The sequence below is a fragment of the Micromonospora sp. 067-2 genome (genome assembly GCF_046549295.1).
In the GTDB taxonomy this organism is placed as follows: domain Bacteria; phylum Actinomycetota; class Actinomycetes; order Mycobacteriales; family Micromonosporaceae; genus Micromonospora.
The window spans coordinates 348,403-367,970 of the sequence record NZ_JAJPWB010000007.1 but is presented as its reverse complement, the minus strand read 5'-3'; the positions used below and the strand labels follow the sequence as shown (position 1 = coordinate 367,970).

15 protein-coding genes are annotated in these 19,568 nt (G+C 69.1%); 10 read left to right on the top strand and 5 right to left on the bottom strand.

Annotation, left to right across the window (positions count from 1 at the left end; all coding sequences use genetic code 11):
• Positions 1-606 precede the first annotated feature (606 nt).
• The gene (locus ACLJN9_RS19260; RefSeq protein WP_410812807.1) at positions 607-3,603 is read right to left on the bottom strand and encodes a BTAD domain-containing putative transcriptional regulator; all 2,997 of its coding nucleotides are present in this window, start codon (positions 3,601-3,603) and stop codon (positions 607-609) included.
• 283 nt (positions 3,604-3,886) lie between these two features.
• Between ACLJN9_RS19260 and ACLJN9_RS19255 the strand changes: the two genes are divergently transcribed.
• On the top strand, positions 3,887-4,621 hold the full coding sequence (locus ACLJN9_RS19255; protein ID WP_410812912.1) for an AfsR/SARP family transcriptional regulator: 735 nt from the start codon (positions 3,887-3,889) through the stop codon (positions 4,619-4,621).
• Positions 4,622-4,668: 47 nt separating this feature from the next.
• Here ACLJN9_RS19255 and ACLJN9_RS19250 read toward each other — a convergent pair whose 3' ends face one another.
• The 3 genes from ACLJN9_RS19250 to ACLJN9_RS19240 all read right to left on the bottom strand — a co-directional run bounded on the left by ACLJN9_RS19250 (position 4,669) and on the right by ACLJN9_RS19240 (position 7,478).
• Positions 4,669-5,229 carry a hypothetical protein gene (locus ACLJN9_RS19250; RefSeq protein ID WP_410812806.1) on the bottom strand — a complete coding sequence of 187 codons (561 nt, stop codon included), beginning with the start codon at positions 5,227-5,229 and terminating at the stop codon, positions 4,669-4,671.
• Positions 5,230-5,268: 39 nt separating this feature from the next.
• Positions 5,269-6,012 carry a hypothetical protein gene (locus ACLJN9_RS19245; protein WP_410812805.1) on the bottom strand — a complete coding sequence of 248 codons (744 nt, stop codon included), beginning with the start codon at positions 6,010-6,012 and terminating at the stop codon, positions 5,269-5,271.
• A gap of 440 nt (positions 6,013-6,452) precedes the next feature.
• A complete protein-coding gene (locus ACLJN9_RS19240) occupies positions 6,453-7,478 on the bottom strand; it encodes a hypothetical protein (protein WP_410812804.1) in 1,026 nt (341 codons plus the stop codon).
• Positions 7,479-7,720: 242 nt separating this feature from the next.
• Between ACLJN9_RS19240 and ACLJN9_RS19235 the strand changes: the two genes are divergently transcribed.
• The 7 genes from ACLJN9_RS19235 (at position 7,721) to ACLJN9_RS19205 (ending at position 16,101) form a co-directional block, all read left to right on the top strand.
• Positions 7,721-8,332: a choice-of-anchor M domain-containing protein gene (locus ACLJN9_RS19235; protein ID WP_410812803.1), complete on the top strand. Its 612-nt coding sequence runs from the start codon at positions 7,721-7,723 to the stop codon at positions 8,330-8,332.
• A 38-nt stretch (positions 8,333-8,370) separates the two neighbouring features.
• Positions 8,371-9,033 carry a choice-of-anchor M domain-containing protein gene (locus ACLJN9_RS19230; protein WP_410812802.1) on the top strand — a complete coding sequence of 221 codons (663 nt, stop codon included), beginning with the start codon at positions 8,371-8,373 and terminating at the stop codon, positions 9,031-9,033.
• A 193-nt stretch (positions 9,034-9,226) separates the two neighbouring features.
• The gene (locus tag ACLJN9_RS19225; protein ID WP_410812801.1) at positions 9,227-11,233 is read left to right on the top strand and encodes a TIGR03773 family transporter-associated surface protein; all 2,007 of its coding nucleotides are present in this window, start codon (positions 9,227-9,229) and stop codon (positions 11,231-11,233) included.
• A gap of 624 nt (positions 11,234-11,857) precedes the next feature.
• Positions 11,858-13,462 carry an anchored repeat ABC transporter, substrate-binding protein gene (locus ACLJN9_RS19220; protein WP_410812800.1) on the top strand — a complete coding sequence of 535 codons (1,605 nt, stop codon included), beginning with the start codon at positions 11,858-11,860 and terminating at the stop codon, positions 13,460-13,462.
• 10 nt (positions 13,463-13,472) lie between these two features.
• The gene (locus ACLJN9_RS19215; protein ID WP_410812799.1) at positions 13,473-14,450 is read left to right on the top strand and encodes a choice-of-anchor M domain-containing protein; all 978 of its coding nucleotides are present in this window, start codon (positions 13,473-13,475) and stop codon (positions 14,448-14,450) included.
• Positions 14,447-15,190: an anchored repeat-type ABC transporter ATP-binding subunit gene (locus ACLJN9_RS19210; protein WP_410812798.1), complete on the top strand. Its 744-nt coding sequence runs from the start codon at positions 14,447-14,449 to the stop codon at positions 15,188-15,190. The genes ACLJN9_RS19215 and ACLJN9_RS19210 overlap by 4 nt, the downstream gene beginning before the upstream one ends.
• Positions 15,190-16,101 (top strand): anchored repeat-type ABC transporter permease subunit, encoded by a 912-nt coding sequence (locus ACLJN9_RS19205; protein ID WP_410812910.1) that lies wholly within the window; start codon positions 15,190-15,192, stop codon positions 16,099-16,101. The genes ACLJN9_RS19210 and ACLJN9_RS19205 overlap by 1 nt, the downstream gene beginning before the upstream one ends.
• A 305-nt stretch (positions 16,102-16,406) precedes the next feature.
• On the opposite strand, the gene ACLJN9_RS19200 is transcribed toward ACLJN9_RS19205, so the two are convergent.
• Positions 16,407-16,751: a hypothetical protein gene (locus tag ACLJN9_RS19200; protein ID WP_410812797.1), complete on the bottom strand. Its 345-nt coding sequence runs from the start codon at positions 16,749-16,751 to the stop codon at positions 16,407-16,409.
• 243 nt (positions 16,752-16,994) lie between these two features.
• Here ACLJN9_RS19200 and ACLJN9_RS19195 point away from each other — a divergent pair, with 243 nt between their 5' ends.
• Positions 16,995-17,948, top strand: coding sequence for a permease (locus ACLJN9_RS19195; RefSeq protein WP_410812909.1), 954 nt, complete (start codon positions 16,995-16,997; stop codon positions 17,946-17,948).
• Positions 17,945-18,700: a TIGR03943 family putative permease subunit gene (locus ACLJN9_RS19190; protein ID WP_410812796.1), complete on the top strand. Its 756-nt coding sequence runs from the start codon at positions 17,945-17,947 to the stop codon at positions 18,698-18,700. The genes ACLJN9_RS19195 and ACLJN9_RS19190 overlap by 4 nt, the downstream gene beginning before the upstream one ends.
• The last annotated feature ends 868 nt before the right edge of the window (positions 18,701-19,568 follow it).

Sequence of the window (19,568 nt, the reverse complement as noted above, 5' to 3'; positions counted from 1 at the left end):
GGTTCGTCGCTGCTGCTGCGCCACACCGGATCACCCCCGCGTGCGCGGGGAGCAGGACAGGATCGTGTCGACGTCGGCGGCCGCCTGCGGATCACCCCCGCGTGCGCGGGGAGCAGATCGGCGGTCTCGGGGCTCTCAATACCTTCGTGAACGCTGCCGCTCCGGGTGCTGCGGCGGTGACCGTCCGGGGTCCCCAGTAGCAAGAGCGGACGTCAGGTGAAGAGTGGTGCGTACGCCGCCCGCATCAGGACTGCCTGCCTCCGTTCGGGCAGCGGTGCCCGGTTGCGGCGGCCCCGAGCGCGCGACCGCCGCAACGCAGGGGGCGAACCTCTGCCGCCGGTGGACCGTCCCAAACTGCGAGCCCAGCGTGGGCGGGAACCCCAACGCATCGACCTTTTCGATCCGTTGTCGGCAGGCTGGCGAGATCCTCGGCCGGGAGGAGTGCCGCCAGCGACCATTGGCACGCCACCCTTGATGGCGGTGTTGGGCGTGCGCCGCAGGAGCCTGGCTGGACTGACGCCCCAGCGTTACGGCGTCATGGACCACCAGCAGTCGGCTGAGCTTGGCCAACGACCTCACCCTCTGTAGCTCAGCGGTGCTCCACGACTAACTGGCCGGCCGGAGCAGCGCCTCGGGCTCGCCAGCGCCGAGCAACGCCCGGGCCTGCCGGGCCAGCAGGTGGTGTTGGGCCGCGCGGGCGAGTTGTTCGCCCATCCGGGCGTGGCTCCCCGCCTCCTGCGGTCTGTCGGCCGCCCGGTACGCGCCTACCAGGCCGAGGTGGGCGTTTACCTCGGCACGGCGGTAACCGATCTCGCGGCCCAGCCGCAACGCCTGGTACAGCAGATCGAGTGCCGCCGCCGGGCCGTGCAGGCCGAGCGCGACGGTGCCCAGGGTGGCCAGAGCCTCCGCCTCGACGCGGCGTCGACCGATCGCGCGCGCGATGCTCAGGCATTCCTCGGCGAGGCGCTGCGCCTTGGCGTGGTAACCGAGATCGACGTACGCGGCGGCGAGCTGGTCCAGATCCGTCGCGGCACCGTAGCGGTTGCCCACCTGCCGACGCAGCACCAGGGCGCGGGTGAGGTGCAGCACCGCCAGGCTGGGCCGGCCGAGCGCGCGCAGACCGGCGGCGAGGTTGTGCAGCACGTTGGCGATGTCGTTGAGCGGCTGCTCGGCGCCGTCCAGGGACGTATACCCCTCCAGCGCCGCCTGCTGCGCCCGGACCGCTTCGTGCACGTGGTCCAACTCCAACTGGACGACACCGAGGTTGCTCAGGCAGCTCAACTCGGCGTACCGGTTGCTCAGCTCGCGGTAGAGCAGCAGCGCCTGCGCGTAGCACTCGCCCGCCTCGGCCAGCCGACCCTCCTCCCGGTGCACGATGCCGAGGTTGTTGAGGATGGACGCCTGCCCGACCCGATTACCCAGCCGGAGCTGGATGGTCAGCGCCGCGTCGAACCGTCGCCGCGCGTCGGCGTAGTCGGCTCTGCTGGCGCTCAGTGTCGCCAGGCTCGCCTGCATCGCGGCGACCCCGGGGTCGTTGCCTTCGAGCTGGGCCTGCGCCAGGCCCAGCTCGGCGACCGAACGCCACTCGCCGTGTGCCCCGGTCTCCTGGAGGTAGCCGCGCATTCGGTCGGCGAGATGCCAGGCGATCTCACGCGGGCCGTGCTGCGCCAGGTGCCGGATCGCGGCGAGCAGATTGGGGTACTCGGCGTGGAACCAGGTCGGTGGTTCCGGTTGCGCCGCTGCCGCTGCCGCTGCCGCTGCCGCTGTACGCCGGAGCGGCCCGGCGGGTTGCGGGAGGAACGCCATCCGGGGATAGCTGCGCCGGGCGAGCGCGTCGGCGGTGGCCAGGTAACCGTGGAACAGCCGGCTCAGGGCTTCGGCGCGCTGGTCGGCGGTGTCCTCGATGCGGGACTGTTCCGCCGCGTACAGACGGATCAGGTCGTGGGTGGCGAACCGACCGCCCCGGGTGGGGCGTACCAGGTGACTGCTGGTCAGGGTGCGCAGCACCGCGTCCGCGACGGGCCAGTCGACGTCTGTGAGCGCTGCGAGGTCTTCGATGGTGAAGCAGTCGGTGGGCGTCGACCCGAGCAGTCGCAACGCCTGCCGCTCCGCGCCGCCGAGCCGCTGGTAGGACGGTGCGATCGTGGCGCGCAGCGCCACCCGCGGGTCACCGGGCACCGAAAGGCCGCCGAGTCGGTCGCCGTCGCGTAGTCGACGCACGTACGCGCGGGCGTCGGTCGGGCCGGCCGTGGCCAGGTTGGCCGCCACGATCCGCAATGCCAGCGGGAGGTTGCCGCAGAGCGCGGCAAGGTCGTGTACGACATCCGGCGCGACGGTGAACCCGTGCTCCTGAAAGACCGCGGTGAGCAGGTCGACCGCGTCCTGCGGGCTGAGTGGGTCCAGACCAACGGCACGGCCACCGTGCAGCGCCACCAGAGCGCCGAGTGTGCTGCGACTGGTCACGATCACCGCGCAGCCGCCGGCGCCCGGCAGCAGCGGTTCGACCTGTTCCGCCGAGGCGGCGTCGTCCAGAACGATGAGGACGCAGCGACCGGCGAGAGCCGCCCGTAGCGCGGCGGCGCGCGCGTCCGCCGTGGCGGGTTGGGCCGCACCGCGCACGCCCGAGTAGGTGAGCAGCTCGGCGAGGAGGTCGAGGGGGCGAGCGTGATTGTGCTGCTGGCCGCGCAGTCGTACGTACCACTGACCGTCGGGGAACTCGTCGGCGAGCTGGTGGCCGAGATGGATGGCGAGGGCGGTCTTTCCGACGCCCGGGGCGCCCGAGACGGACACCAGGGGTAGGCGTCCCTCGCTGGCGGCGGTGACGATGGACCGCCGGATGGCCGCGACCGTCGCGCCGCGTCCGTGCAGCACGCCGGTGTCGGCCGGCAGTTGAAACATCGGTGGCGCGGCCGGGGCGACCCGTTGCGTCGTGGGTGGTTGCCAGCTCAGCGCGGGGTCGGCGCGCAGTACGCCGTCGCGCAGCTCCCGCACCGCCGGCCCGGGGTCGACGCCCAGCTCGTCGGAGAGGATCGCGGCGAGCCGATGGAAGGCGTCGAGGGCTTCGGCCTGCCGTCCGCTGCGATACAGCGCGAGCATCAGCTGCGCCCACAGCCCCTCGCGCAGCGGGGTGCGCCGGGTCGCCCGCCGCAGCTCCGCGACGATCTCGCTGTGCCGGCCGAGGGTCAGCTCGGTGTCGAAGAAGACCTCGGTGGCGCGTACCCACCGCTCGGTCAGCGCCGGCACATCCTCGCGGTGCAGCACCTCGGAGTCGACGTCGGCCAACGGGTCGCCACGCCACAGCGCCAGGGCTTCCCGCAGCAGGTCGGCTCGGCGTTGCGGATCGGCGGTCAGGCCGGCCGTCACGAGCGTGTCGAAGCGGGAGAGGTCGAGGGCGGCCGGGGGAAGATCGAGGACGTAGCCGCTGACCCGTGTCGCGATCAGCTCGCCAGGGTGATCCTCGATGGTCAGGGTGCTGCGCAGCCGCCGGACCAGTGAGTGCAGTGCGGCTCTCGCGTGGGCGGGTGCCCGCGTGCCCCAGACCCGGTCGACGAGGGCGGAGACGCTGACCGTCTCACCCCGGTTGAGCAGCAGCGTGGCAAGCAACGCCCGCTGCCGGTTGGCCGGGACGGGGATAGTGCTTTGGTGTCGGGAAACGCGAAGCGTGCCGAGCACGGCGAAATTCCACTCCACGAAGCCCCCAGCGTCGGGACGACCAGACGCCGCACGGCGTCGACCGAGAGCGACGGTAACACGACGGTCCGACACGGCGGCGCGGCGGCGACGCACCGTGATCGCCCAGGGGAAGTCGTGTGACAGCGCGATGACAGCGCTTCGACGACGCCCGCTGCGACAGTTTCTCGGCGACGAGGAGGAGCAGGTGACGCAGATGGATTTCCGCATTCTGGGGCCGATCGAGGCCGTCCGGGCCGGTCAGCCGGTGCGCCTGGCCGGTCCGCAGCAGCGCTCGGTACTGGCCGCGCTGCTGCTCGCGCGCGGCCGGATGGTGTCGATGGATCGACTGGTACGCCTGCTCTGGGCGGAGCAACCGCCCGCGACCGCGCGTACCCAACTGCGCAAGCGGATCAGCGAGCTGCGCGCGTTGCTCGGCGCCGACCGCATCCGATCCTGGCGGGACGGCTACGCACTGCGCTTGGCACCGGGTGAGCTTGACCTCGACCGGTTCCTCGACGAGGTGCGGCGAGCCGACCTGCTGCTCGGTGCGGGGCGGGCGGCCGAGGCGTCGGCCGCGCTGACCGCGAGTCTCGGTTGGTGGCGCGGGCCGGCGCTGGCCGACGGCACCGACGAGCTGACCGACGCGGAGGGACCGCAACTGGAGGAGGCACGGCTCGCCGCCGTCGAGCAGCGCGTGGCCGCGCGATTCGACCTGTGCCAGCATCCGCAGGTCATCGGCGAGCTGGTCACCTTGGTACGCCGGCACCCGTACCGGGAGCGGCTGCGTGGTCAGCTGATGTTGGCTCTGCACCACAGTGGACGTACTGCCGACGGGCTGGGTGTCTACCGGGACTGGCGGGCGGAGCTGTCGGCGCAGCTCGCCATCGAACCGGGGCGAGAGCTGCGCGACCTGCACCGCGCACTGCTGTCCGGAAATGTCCCCTGCTGAGCGTGGTGGTGCCGGGCGAGAGCTGGTTGCCCCCGCCCGGCTGGGCGTCATACGCAGGAGACGCCCCAGTAGTGCGAGCTGATCTGGTTGTCGGCGGCGGTGCCGTCGTTGAAGACCTGCCAGCCCAGGGTGAAGTCGGCCCAGGAGTCGCCGCGGGACAGGCACATGCTGCCACCGGTGTGGAACGTCCCGGTGTGCATGCGTACCGCGTCCGCGCCGTCGAAGTAGACGCCGTTGTTCCACACCGACGTGGCGATGTTGTCGAAGCCGTAGTCGCCGCCGCAGCCCCACTGGCCGCTCGTGCCGGCGCCGCCCGGGTTGATCCAGTTCTTTGCGTTGCCCGCCCAGGCGCACCAACGGCCCCCCCAGTAGGCGTGCTCGTAGGCGTAGAAGTAGCCGTTGGCCGCCGCGGCGGTCCGCGCGGCGTCCATCGGGGTTCTCTTGGGCAGGTCGACGCGCTCGGCTCGGCCGTCCCGGTTGGACGGCGCGGCCTGATCGGCCGATCCGGCCGAGCCGGGCTGCGCGGTGGACGCGGCCGCCGGTGCGCCGGCCAGCAGCATGGCGAGCATCGCGCCCCCCGCCGCCAGGACCAGGTGGATCCGTTTCATCTCGTCCTCCATCTCGCCGGGCGACCATCGCCTCGGCCTTCATTCCTGCTCGGCGGCGACCACGGCCCGGGCCCGGGGGAGTGCTCCGTGCTCCAGCCGGTGCTTGGTCGCCACATCCTGGTGGTACGCCGCCGTCAGTTCGTCACCGTGGCGGGTGTCCAGCGCCCGTGCGGTCGCGGCGAGGCCGTCCTGGGCGCACCGCGCCTCGGCGACCGCCGCAGCGATCTCGTCCGCCCGCCCCCGTTCAGCGACGCTCTCCCGCAGCCGATCCGGGCTGTCGGCGGTGTACCCCTGCTGCCGCAGGCACCGTGCCCAGGGCCGTAGCGCGGCCGTCCAGGCGGGATCGGCGAGCACCCGCCGCTGCCGCAGGTATGTCAGGTCGGCGACCACCTTGCTCGACCGGTACCACCCGGCCAGGTCGTCGTAGAGCCGGCGCTGCGCCTCGGACGTGCAGCCCTCGGCGCTGCGCCGCATCACCCCGCCCGAGGGGAGCCGTGCCTCCAGGCCCTCCGGACGGGTGCCGTTGAGCGTGGCCAGCGCCGCCTCCCTGCGTTCGGGGGACAGGCCGTCGACGTAGCGTTGGTTGGGGTCGGCGAGTCGGCGGGCGTTCACCGCCTCCACCACGTCCGAGCCGAAACCGTGTTTCCGCGCCCACGCCACGTCGTCGACGAGGTACGGAAAGGTGCGCAGCTCGTCCGCCGACGGCGGTTGGACCAGCCACAGCTGGAATCCCGCGCGGGTCATGCAGTCGCGGGTGAGGAGCGCTTCGGCGCGGTCCAGCACGCGCCGTTCCTCGACGCTGACGGGAGCTGCCGGGACCGGATCGGGCGGGGTCGCGATGGCCGACGCCGGTCCGGCCGACGTCGACCCGGACCGGGCTGCGGCGATCGACGACGCGGCCAGTGGCAGAGCGACGGCGGCGACGACGGCGACGAGCGCTCGCTGTCGGGGCCGGAGTGGTCGTGGTGTCCTGCCTAGTCGCATGAGCTGAGCAGACCAGCGCGGCGTTCCTTTTCCGTACCGTCGATGTACCGCGAGCACCGCGACTGGCACCGTCACCGACCGAGCTGGGCGCGCTGGGGACTGGGTCCGGTCAGGTCCCACTTTGACGGCCCGAACGTGCATGGCGTCGATACTCGCCCGGGACCCGTCGATCTCCCCGGCAGCGACGGCCCCGGCAAGGCTTTCGTCCTGGGGCGTCGAAGCTGGGCCGGCTGACGCGGCTACTGCTTGAGCAGTGCGATGAGCGTGTTGTCGGCCTGGGCCAGGATCGACGGGCCGTCCATCGGTGTGGTCAGGACCCGCCGGCAGTGGTCTAGTTCGATGTAGATCTCGTTGCCCGTGATGGCGGGGTTTTGCAGCACTGCGAACCGGTCCGCGGCGCCTGAGCACGTCTTGGCCGGGGGGAGCACCGTCAACGTGCGTTCGATGGCCGCGGTCCGCTGCTGGGGCATGATCAACCCGTGTTCGAAGGTCCCGGCGGGTTGCGGTGTTCCCTGCTGCTCCGCCGACACCCGGTATACGCAGAGACGCAGCTGTGCGGCCGACGACGGGATCGGCACCTTGCCCGGCCTCGGCAGGGACGATGGATTTCTGCTTTCAGCGGCCACCACGTCCGACCATTGCTGGCCGCACCCGGACGCAGCCGCCCCGGCTGACAGGATTTCGCGTACGACCGTCTCCGAGACGGTGGTCAGCCGCAGACCTCGGACTGCCGCCGGGATCTCGGGGAGTGGCTTGCCGCAGGTGTCCATCGGCAGCCCTGGCCGGATCCATCGGCCCTGCGCGTCGAAGAGCAAAAGGTTCGGTTCCCAAGGCATCTCTAGGGTGCAGGCCTCGATGGTGGTCCTGTCTTCGGGCAGGCGTAGCGCGGCAAGAAGCGCTGTCACGTCGGTGGCTCGGCCCTCCGTGAGGACCAGGTCCTCACCGCCGTCCGCGCGTTGCTTCGGCTCTAGTTGGCAGTGGACCGCGGACGCGACCGCGAAGTCGGTGCCCAGGCGCGGAAGGGTACGGATATGGGGCGGACGCCCGTCGTCCCCGAGTGGGGCGTCGACCGCGCAGGAGGTCCACCCGGATCGGACCACGGGTGTGCCGGTCGCGGCAACGGATGGCTGCGCCTCCCGCCCGTCGTTCGTTGCCTCGGCCATCGTGGGCGCACCCTCACCACACGCGGCCAGTCCGACCATGGCCACTATCACGACAAAGGCTTTGACGATTAATCGCATATCGCTCCTTGGTGCTTGATCCACGCAATTCGTGCACCTCTGAGACGATGCCAGCCGCGACGCGGTTCCCGGCCATCCCCCCGGTCTCTCGGTTCAACCTGATCGTCGACCTTGGAGGCAACGTCGGCGAGCGAGTGGCAGCCGAGGGAGGCATTGACGGCTTATCGAAAATGACTATCATTATCTCGGTTCGGATGTCATGTTCGTGTCGATCTGGAGGGTCTATGCACCTGTTCAAACCCCTGCTGATGGCCTCTGCCGCAGCGATGACTGCTGCTCTCGTGGCGGCCAGTCCCGCCGAGGCGTCGTGTCTGATCACCATCTCCGAGGGACACGTCGACGCGGTCGACGTTGAGTACGAGGACGGTGTCCTCGACCTGCTGGTCCACGACGAGCGCACCGAGCCGGGCGCGGAGTACGCTCCCGCGGACGTCGTGCTTGTTGCCAAGAAGGAGTCGGCGACGCCGGTGCCGGCTGATCCGGTGTACGCCTTCCTCGGTGCGCCCGGCGCGACGATCTACCTGTTGCCGGAGACGCAGAACGAGAACGTGCTGTGGCCGGGGCTGTCCGCTGAGGAGATCGAGCCCGGAGCCTTTGTCAACAACACCGTGAGCATCCGTTTCAAGCAGGTCATCGGCCCCGACGGAGTCAGCCTGTTCACCTTCAACCCGGACGGGTCGCCGCACAAGCTGGTGGACAGCGAGGACGGTCTGCCGGACGTCGTCACCCTCCAGGCGGGCGCGCACGTCCACGAGAACTGGGCGTTCGAGAAGGCTGGCACGTACCGCATCAAGGTCGATGCGACCGCGAAGCTGGCCGCTGGCGGAGCCACCGTCACCTCGGCGCCGGTCTGGCTCACGTTCACGGTGCAGAAGTGAGCGCCGCATCCACCGGACAGCGTTGTCGAGGAGCTGCGATGCTCGTGGGCAGGATGTTCGCGGTTACGGTGGCTGCCACGCTCGCAACGGTTGGCCTTCTCGCCGCACCGGCCTCCGCGGCGACGATCAGCTCCGGGCACCTCGATGTGCTCGACGTCGACTACGACGCCGGGGCGCTGACGCTGGACATCAAGACGCATTCACCGATCAGCCCGGTCACCGACGACCTGTCCCCGGTCGGGACGGTTCTCAGAGTCTCGTCGTCGTGGACCAGCACCGTGCCTTCTGGCGCAGCCTGGTCCTGTCTCGGCGCCGCCGGATCGACGTTCTATGTCGCTCCGCAGGCGTACGACGCCAACAAGCTCTACGCCGGCTGGGACAGCACCGACGTCCCCGCGGCGCAGGGGCCGGTGAAGATGGAGTTGGTGAGCGCCGTGTCGTCTCCCGCTGGCGGGCGTTTCGCGCTCTACACCACCGCGACGAGTGGCCTGACGGTGGTGCCGACGTTCCGGCTGAACAGCAACACCGCCGCCGGTTGCGCGACACCCGTCTGGTCCGGCGGCATCGGAGCCGGGGTGCACGGTCACGGCAACTGGGCGTTCTCCCAGGTCGGCACCTACACCCTGACCTTCAGAGCGACGGCCGGCAACGGCGCCGGCCCCAGCTCGGGCAACGTCACCTACACCTTCCAGGTCGGCTAGCCCCGGCAAAGCGGTCAGCAGGTCAGGGTGGCCCGGGAAGCTCCCGGCCACCCTGACCGGGCGATCAACCATCCCGCACCACCTCTGACTGTTCGTAGCGCTCCGGGCGGTCACCGCGCCCGTTCGTCGCGGACTGCGGCGACGGGCTCCACGGCAACGCGCCCGGAATTCCGGGGGAAATGAGATACCGCCAATGACGAGACGAACGTCCACCCGGTGGGGCGCGGCGATCATCGTGCTGGGCATGGCACTGATGACCAGCGCGGTCGGTACGAGCGCCGCACGAGCCGAGGCGCCGGCCAGCCAGGAACGACGTGTCCTCAATGACGTGCACACCGACGCGGTCGATGTGCGCTGGACCGACGACAAGCTGTCGCTGCAGACCCGGATCGGCTACGAACCCTTCGAGTACGACGATCCGGACCACCTGATCTTCCAGATCAAGCAGGCTGCCGCGACCGAGGTTCCCGAAGGCTTCGCATTCCTCGGAGCAGCGGGGTCGACCGTCTGGCTCGTTCCGGAGACGCAGGATCCGTCACTGCTCTGGCCGGGCTTCGACACCGAGGGTCTGTTGCCGGGCAGCTTCGCCGACGACGCCGTCGATCTGCACCTGCGGTCGGTGCGCGGGCCGGGCGTTGTGGAGGTCTTCTCCCTCGGCCCGGATGGGTCGCCGCTGCGGCGGCTGAGCGCCAGCGACGGGGCCTACGACACCTACCGGATCCCGGTCAGCACCCATGTCCACAGCAACTGGGCCTTCGGTGCGCCGGGCTGGTACACCTTGACCTTCGAGGCCACCGCGACGACCTCCGGTGGCAGCCAGGTCAGCTCGGGCCCGGTGGACTACGCCTGGTACGTCGGCGGCGACACCGCTGCCGACATCGTCCCCGAGACGACCGGCACGAGCCTTACGGCATCGCCGGACCCGGCGTCAGCCGGCGCGCCGGTGACGCTGAGTGCCTCCGTCGTCCCGTCCACGGCGACCGGCTGGATCGAGTTCCTCGACGGAAAGACGAGTCTCGGCAACTCCGTGGTCGCCGCGGGTCAAGCGGCACTGGCCACGCCGTCCCTCGGCCCGGGTGCGCACGCCCTGTCGGCTCGTTACATCCCGACCTACCGAAATCGATACGCGCCATCGGTAGCTCCGGCCCTCGACTATCAGGTCCCGGACGGTCCGCCAGGTGGCACACCACCACCAACCCCGACCGCCACGCCGACCCCGACGGCCACGCCGACTCCGATCGCCACGGCGACACCGACCGCCAGCGTGACCTCTCGACCGAGCGAGGCGTCGACGCCGGTGGTGCCGCCGGCACAGACCCGACCGACCCCGGAGCCGTCCGTCACGAAGGGCTCGGCCTCGGCGCGCCCAAGCCCGTGCGTGCCGACGGCATCGACCACCAGGGTGCCCGGTACCGGCAGAAGCGCGGGCGTCATGCTCGACCAGGGGCACGTCGACTACGCGAGCCGGATCGTCGACGGTCGGCTCGTCTCGCAGATCAAAGACGGCACGCAGGCCGGCAAGACAGTCTGGCGAGCGCCCTCTGATGTGGTGTTCCACCTGCCGGACAAGGCGTCCACAAAGGTGCCGGCCGGGTTCGGCTTCCTGGGCCCTCAGGGTTCGACAATCTGGCAGATCCCGCAGACCCAGCAGGCCGGGATCCTCTGGGCCGGCTGGAACACCGAGGAGATCCGCTCCGCGCAGGTCAAGGGTCAGGTGACCTGGAAGCTTACCAAGGTCGACGGCCCCGGATCGCTGGCCATTTTCCAGTACGACCCATTTGGCAAGCCTACGATCGTCTTCGACAGCAAGGACGGCCTGCCCGACACGTACCAGATTCCGTTGGGCACCCACGCCCACGGCAATTGGGTCTTCACCCAACGCGGCGCCTATCGTCTGACGTTCAGCCAGTCCGTCACGCTCGCTTCCGGAACAACGTCGAGCCGGACCGACGTGGTCACCTTCGCCGTCGGAGCGACCGATGCCAAGGCGTTGCTGCCCACGACAGCGCCAACCACCCGGACCGTCATGACGGGTTGTGGAACGGGGCGAGGCGGCGCCCTACCACGCACAGGCGACTCCCTGCGCTTCCCCCTGTTCGGCGGCGGAGGGTTGGTCATCAGCGGCATTGCGCTGATCGTCGTCGGTTCGGTGCGTCGGCGCCGTAGCGTCATAGAGGGTGATCAACCAGCAGTCCGCTGATCACGTGTACGGCGGGACGCGCCCATCCCGCTCCGCGCCTGTCCTGGCCTTCTGCCCAGGGGCGTAGGGGCGTAGGGGCGAGGCGGGATGGGCCGCTACTGGCCTTCGCACCGTCGACGTCACTCTGTGGGTTAACCACGCCCTGCGGCCAGTTTCCCGCGCCGAGGAGTTCGACGTTGCGCTGACTGGTCTGGTCGCCTTGCCGCTGTCCGAGCCCCTAGTTGGCGTTGCGGGCGTACGAGCGGGTGTTGTGGCCTGACGGCAGCTGGATGCTCACTCAGATTCGCTGTCCGGGGTCCGGCGTTCGTTGCCGCGTTGATTGCGTTGGCAACACGCAAGCCGGCGGACCAGCCGCAATCGTTGCCCGAGCCGCGCACAGCCGGGGCGTGGGGCTCCGGTGACCCGACAGGCATGTGCACTCGACCGTGTGGCTGCCAGAACAGCGGAATCGAGGGCTCCGTCTATGTCGCCGACAACACTGCCACACCGACGGGGGAGCCACTGACGACAAATGAATCTGATAATCGTTGCCATTAGTGTGTTAGGGTGCCCTGCGGTGCGAGCGTTCGAGAAGCACAGCGTCAGCCGTTGGGTCGAACTATCCGGGGGAGGGGCAGAGTACCGATGTCTACTGTCGGCGCCACTGCGGCTCGCAGGCCTGGCCGGCGGCTGCCGCTGGCGGCCCTGCCTCTGCTGGTCGTGTTGCTGATCTCCGGTTGCCGCTCGGAGGTTGCATTGGGCGCGCACGACGAGCGGGTGCAGGTGATCACGACCACCGGGATTCTGCGGGATCTGGTGAGTCAGGTCGGTGGTGGCCGCGTGGTCGTCAGCTCCTTGGTGCCGGACGGGGCTGATCCGCACAGCTATGAGCCGTCGCTGCGCGACGTCCGCGACGTCGTTTACGCCGACGTCGCCTTCAGCAACTACCTGCTTCTCGAGGAGCAGGCCGTGATCAAGGCACTGGACGCCAACCTGCGCGACGGGGTACCGAACGTCTCGCTGGCCGAAGGGGCGGTGAAGTACGCGGCAGAGATCATTCCGTTGGTCGAGGACGTGTCACTGGACACCATCTGGTTGGGCATGCGCGTGCGCGGCACTGGTGCGGCAGACGGAGCGAACCGCTCCTCCGATGTGTTGCTCAGCGCGACCGAGGCGAGCGGACCGGGTCGGATGCTCGCCTATCTGACCGAGTCGTTCGGCAACCCGTCCTTCTACGTCGACTCGGCCGACGGCTTCGACCCCGCCAACGGATACCGGGACGACACCGCCGTCCTCCCGCCGGACGCGCACACCCACATGAGCTGGGCATTCACGAGACCGGGCGTCTACCGACTGACCATGCGGGCGCGGCTGGCCGTCGGCGCGGGGACCGCCCCCATTGCCCTGGGCGAGCGGGCGTTCACCTTCGCCGTCGGGGTGGACCCGCATGCGGTGCCGGGTATGACGGGCGCGACGGTGCTGCGATCCGGACACGCCGACCTCACCGTGGATCTCGACGAGCGGCGGCTCTACCTGTTCGCCGACCCGGAGGGCAGCGGTGAGGCCAACCAGAAGGTGTACGACCCGGCCAGCACCGTCATCGAGGTGCCGAGCAAGGCGCTGTTGGAGGTGCCCGGCGACCGGAGGCTTCGCTTCCTCGGCCGGCCCGGCACTCAGGTGTACCAGCTCCCGCAAGCCGTTCTCGGCAAGCACGTGCACGGTGAGATCGACCCGCACCTATGGCAGAACGTTCGCAACGCGATCTCCTATGTGGAGCTGATCCGCGACACTCTGATCGGTGTCGACCCGGGGGCCGCGGCGATGTACCGGGCGAACGCTGCGGCCTACATCAGAGATTTGGAGAAGCTTGACTCGTACGTGCGGGACACCATCGCGCAGATTCCAGCGTTCCGACGTCATCTGGTGAGCACCCATGACGCGTTTGGCTATCTGGGCCAGGCGTACGGCATTCAGATCTCGGGCTTCGTCACCCCGAACCCGGCCACCGAGCCGAGCCTCGCCGACCGCCGCCGTCTCACCGAGACGATCCGCAACCTGCAGATCCCTGCCGTCTTCCTGGAACCGAACCTGGCGGCACGCGCCACGGTCCTGACCGAACTGGCCCAGGAGGAAGGCCTGCGTGTGTGCCCGATCTACGGCGACACCTTCGACCGCACGGTCACCAACTACCTGGACATGATGCGGTTCAACGCCGTATCGCTGCGCGACTGCCTGAGCGCGGCAGAGTGAAGGAGGACCAGTGACGGCACGAGGACTGCGATGCCGCGCCCGCGCGATCTGCGCCATCACGCAGAGCGCGCTCGGCGTGCTCATCGTCCTTTCGACCGCACAGACGCCTGCGTTCGCGGAGCCGACACCAGGCCTCGAGCAATCGATCGCGGCGGACCAACCTCTCGCCAGAGGGCGGACGACACTCACCACCGGCCACGTCGACATCGGCCCTCGCTACGTCGACAACCGGTGGAGTCTATTGCTGCACGACGGCACCCAGTCCGAGCCCGTGTGGCGCGACCCGAACGAGACCCTGCTGCGCGTGTCCGACGCCGCGATGCAAACCGTTCCGGACGACCCGGCGTACGCGTTCCTCGGGGTCGGAGCCGGCAAACGGGTGTACGTGATCCCACAGACGCAGAACCAGAACGTCGTCTGGCTCGGCTGGAACACGCAGGATCCCCGGGTCATGCAAGGCGTCGACCGAGGCGCCACCCTGACCCTGCTCGGCGTGCGAGGGCCCGGCCGCCTGACGATGTACCTGCAGTCGGGCAACTTCACCGGGCCGCAACCGTTGTGGCGATCCACCGAGGAAAAGGTGCAGTCCTTTTGGGCCGAGGTCAACAGCCACACCCACGCCAACTGGGTCTTCACCGAGCCAGGGATCTATCTGGTCACGCTGCAGGTCTCTGCCGACCTGATCACGGGGGAGAAGGCCTCGACGACCAGCACGCTGCGCTTCGCGGTGGGCGACGCGGCCAGTGCCGACGACGCGTTTGCCGCCAGGACGGACGTTGCCCAACCGTCTGCTCTGGCCGAAACACGTGCAGACCGAGGCGGAGCCCGCGGCTCATCCGCCGGTGACGGGAAGCTGCCGCTCGCGACGCTGACCGGTGCCGCCGTGCTGCTCGCCGGTGGCCTGGTGTTCCTCCTGGTGCGGGGACGGCGCGTGAAGGGGCGAGCCGAACGGCAACGGAACTCGCCGCTGTCGGAGGGACCCCGATGAGGGCATTGGAGATCGAGCAGTTGGACGTCGACCTCGGCGGTCGGCCTGTGTTGCGCGACGTGCGGTTGCACCTTGAGCGAGGTGAGTTGGTGGGTTTGCTCGGTCCCAACGGCGCCGGGAAGACCACCCTGCTGCGGGCTGCTCTGGCGCTGATCCGCATCCGAGGTGGCCGAGTACTGGTAGAGGGAAAACAGGCACGTCCCGGAAGGTCCGCAATTGGCTATGTTCCTCAGCGTCACGAGTTCACATGGGACTTTCCGATCTCCGTAGAGCAGGCCGTACTGAGCGGCCGTACCGGGCGGATCGGACTGCTCCGCAGACCCGCCGTCGACGACCGGCGAGCAGTCGGTGAGGCGCTGGATCGGGTACAGCTCACTCAGCTGCAGCGCCGGCCGGTCGGTGAGCTGTCCGGTGGGCAGCGGCAGCGCGTTCTGGTCGCGCGGGCTCTCGCGCTCGCGCCGGGCATCCTCCTCCTTGACGAGCCGTTCACCGGGCTTGACATGCCGACCCAGGAACTGCTGGGCGACCTGTTTACCAGTCTCGCGGGAGAGGGTCGTGCGGTGCTGATGACCACCCACGATCTGGTGGCCGCAGTGGAGTCCTGCACTCGGCTGGTTCTACTCAATGGTCGGATCATCGCCGATGGGCCTCCCGCCGACGTGCAGGACGTCGAGCTGTGGAGGCGCACTTTCGGGGTGAGCGCGTCGTCCCCGTTGTTGAAGCTCATAAAGGCGGCCTAATGTCGATCTGGGATTTCATCACCGACCTGCTCAACCCTGACCTCGCGTTCCTGCCGAAGGCGCTGGCGATCGCGGTCATGTCCAGCGTCGTCTGCGGCGTCGTGGGCTGCTACGTCGTGCTGCGGGGGATGGCCTTCATCGGTGATGCCGTTGCGCACGCGGTCTTTCCTGGCATCGCTGTCGCGTTTGTCCTGCAGGGAAGCCTCGTCCTTGGCGGCGCCATCGCCGGCATCGCGACCGCGCTACTGATAGCAGTCTTCTCGCAAAACCGGCGCGTCAAGGAGGACTCGCTGATCGGTGTGTTCCTCGTCGCTGCCTTCGCCCTCGGCATCGTCATCATCTCGCAGGCCCCCGGTTATGCGGGGTCGCTGCAGCAGTTCCTCTTCGGCTCGATCACCGGCATCCCCGACCGGGACCTCTATCTCGTCGGGGGAGTCGGCCTGGTCATCCTCGGCCTGGTGCTCGCCCTGCACAAGGAATTCGTCGCGGTCTGCCTGGACCGGGAGATGTCCCGCTCAATGGGGCTGTCCGTCTTCTGGCTCGACATCGTGCTCTACGTCCTGGTGACCCTAGCCGTGGTGATCTCACTGCAGACCATCGGCAACATCCTTGTCCTGGCTCTGCTGATCACCCCCGCCGCGGCCGCTCGTCTGCTCACCGACCGGCTTGGCGTCATGATGCTGCTCGCACCGATGATCGGCGGTGTGTCGGCGATCGTCGGGTTGTACCTGTCCTGGAGCTACGACACACCGGTCGGTGGCACGATCGTCTTGGTCGCCACTGCGGTCTTCCTAACCGTCTGGCTATTCGCGCCGCACCATGGCCTGCTGACCAAACGGTGGCGGCGCCCCGGCGGGCAGCAGCTCACCGACAACCGACCCGACCGCCGTCCGCGCTGGCAGCGAGCGTGACCGCTTCGTGTGGTTACCGCTGATCGAAGTATGAAATCGATCATTACGCTGGGCCGGTCTGGAGTGCCGTACCGCCGGTGCGAGGTTGGGGCAACGAGCCGGTCGCGATCACAGGACTTCCGCGTCCATCTCTTGATCGGGAAGGACGCAGCGATAAGCGGGCGGTCACGAGGTGGAACCGAGAGCCGGACGAGGATGCGCAGGTGCAGCGGGTGGGCCATCGCGGACGACGGCGTCGATCGCCGCGGAGATCATCCGCCACGCATTGAGCACGGGTGCGGTGCTGTTCGACTATGGCGTCGAGCTCACCGTGATCGGCCGCTGGTCGTCATCGCCTCGGCGTGAACGGGCTCGGTCATGAACGTTGCGACGCCGATTGCGCGGGCGGTGCGGAAGGTCGTGTTTTGGTGCCCAGGCGGCGGCGAGCGACAGCAGTAGGACAGCGGTTGCGCTCGGGGTATGGCCACACCCGCGGCGACCGGGTAGGCGGTGGAGAGCAGCACCCCGACGACACCACTGACGACGCCGACGGGCGCTTCGTACTGTCTTTCTGCGGCGCTGTTGGGGATGTTGGCGCGTGGGCCGGTGCGCACGGCCACGTTCGGCTGAACGTGCACGCCGCGCACCTTTCCGGCGTGCACCTCGTCCACCAGCGGCTGTGCCGGCGTAACAGCCCCTGCACGCCGGAGTTGCTCGATACGATGAGCCGGGCCTCAGGCGCCCAGTGATCATCAGGCGTACCCGGTTCTGCCGGCGCCGACAGGAACGGAGCCGGTGTGACCGCAACCGAGCGCGCCACCGCAACCACCCAGAAGACGACTGCCGCAACGAGCAAGCCCCTTCCGAACGGGCCCGCGCCGGACGAGCCACTCGGCCGCAGGGTCTGGGGATGGATCACCGGCCGGGCGGACTCGGCCGAAGTGCTGTTGGCGCTGCTGATCGTGCTCCTCGTCCTACGTGATCAGCTGGCTCGCGTACTGTCCGCGCCGGCCCTGGCGACCTGGACGACCGTCTTCGTCTCCGTGCTGGTGCAGGCGGTCCCCTTCCTGGTATTTGGGGTACTTCTCTCTGCCGTGATCGCGGTGTTTGTACCCCGGTCGTTCTGGGGCCGGGCCCTGCCGAAGCATCCCGCCCTCGCCGTGCCCGTGGCCAGCGCCGCCGGCGTCGTCCTGCCGGGCTGCGAATGTGGTGCGGTGCCCATCGCCGGCTCGCTGATCCGCCGGGGCGTCACACCCGCCGCGGCCCTGGCGTTCTTGCTCGCCGCGCCGGCCATCAACCCGATCGTGCTCACCGCCACCGCGATTGCCTTTCCCAACGATCCCGAAATGGTCCTCGGCCGGGCCGTGGCCAGCCTCATAGTCGCGATGGCCATGGGTTGGCTGTGGCTGCGCCTGGGCCGCGCCGACTGGATTCGGCTACCGCACCGACCCAACCTTGAAGGACTCCGGCGCGGGGAGGCGTTCTGGTCTGCCGTGCGCCACGACGTCGTCCACGCCGGCGGCTTTCTCGTGGTCGGGGCCATGGCCGCTGCCAGCATCAACGTCCTCGTACCCGAACGGTGGCTGCAGACACTGGCCGACCAGCCGGTGCTCTCCGTTCTCGCCCTCGGCGCCCTCGCCGTGCTGCTGTCCATCTGCTCCGAGGCGGACGCCTTCGTCGCCGCGTCGCTGTCGCAGTTCTCCCTCACCTCACGGTTGGCGTTCCTCGTGGTCGGGCCGATGGTCGACCTCAAGCTCATCTCCATGCAGGCCGCGATCTTCGGCCGCCGCTTCGCCGCCCGCTTCGCCCCCGCCACCTTCGCGGTCGCCGTCGCGGTCGCTGTGATCACCGGAACGGTGCTGCTGTGAACCGTCAAGCGCAGGCCTGCGTCATGATTCTCCTCGGCGGCGCGGTCCTGCGCGTCAGCGTCACCGACATCTACCTGCGCTACGTCAAGGAAGGCCTGCGGCCCTTCCTCATCGCGGCCAGCCTTTTGCTGATCGCCACCGCCGTGATGACCCTCTGGTACGAACTGCGGCCGGCACCCCCGTCCACGGACGCAGAGCCTGCTGGTGAAGTACCGGATGCGGGCCAGGAACATGGTGAGGACGCCCACGGCCACCACGAGCCGCGCGTCGCATGGCTGCTGATCCTTCCCGTGCTGGGCCTTCTGCTCGTCGCTCCGCCCGCCCTCGGCTCCTACGCCGCCGGGCAGGCCGGCACCGCACTGACAAGCGAGCAGGACTACGACTACCCACCTCTGCCCGCCGGTGACCCGGCCCGCACGACGGTCTTCGATTACGCCGCCCGGGCGCTGTTCGACAAAGGCCGCTCGATCGGCGACCGCCGGGTGCAACTCACCGGATTCATCACGCCCGGGCCTGGCGGCCAGCCGATCCTCGCCCGCATGATCCTTTCGTGCTGCGCCGCCGACAGCCGGCCCGTCAAGCTCGGTCTAACCGGTGACGTGCCCGCCGGCCTCGCTAACGACACATGGGTCCAGGCCACCGGCCGTTACAGCGGCCGGGTCACCCGCGATCCTGTCAACGGCGAGGAGATTCCCTACCTCGACGTCGAGTCCTGGCAGCAGGTCACGGCACCGACCGACCCCTACGAATAGATCAGAATCATGTGTCATGTGGGGGTCGCTGGTGATTATTTCTGGGTCTTGTGCTGGATGGGTGGGTCGGCGGTCACCGGCGGGATAGTTGAGGTCGGTGGCCACCGAGGCTGAGCCAACGACGCCACCACCTGGTCGAACACCCGCGTTTGCCTGGCAAGGCCACCAGCGCGACAGTGTTGGCCCTGGTCTGTTCCTCGCGGGATATCCATATCTTGGCACCGCTGACGCCGCCGAGCGCCATACCGACTACCAAGGCGACGGACAGGTAGACAGCACCCTTTCTCCCCAGCCGGGCTCCGGCGAAACAGCCCTCATCCGAGCCACCAGCCTCAGCTCCAGGCATATCCAGATCGATGACTCCATGGCTCGCCGTCATGGCGACAGATTAGGGGTTGGTCTTGCCGGAGTTAGGCCAGCGAGGCCGGAACGCCTTGCATCAGGCCCTCGACGACTTCGATACAGGCTCCAACACCATAGGGAACCCGTCCGGATCTGGCGAAGGCTTGCCACTAGCGCCCCAAGCGTCGAACACGCCGGGGTCCGCGATGACAACTACTTTCCGCACACTCTCACCCTCCAATGCCCAGAGAGCGCAGCTTATCGACGACGCACCTCCGTACTTGGCGGCGCCGATTCGCTGGTCCGATCCCGACTACAGGGGAGAAGCGCCCCCCTGCCTCCCGTCGAGAAGACCACGCGTGGAGCACCCCGCCCGTCCGTCACTCAACGCCCGGTGGGCGGCAGACTAGCGCGATGCCAGGCAGGACACCGTCCGAGGAAGGGATCAGGGACCGGCGGTCGCTGACTGTGCGTGGCGGTTCGTCCGGCTGCACAGACGGCGCCGCCATGCTGCCCGGTGAGCGCG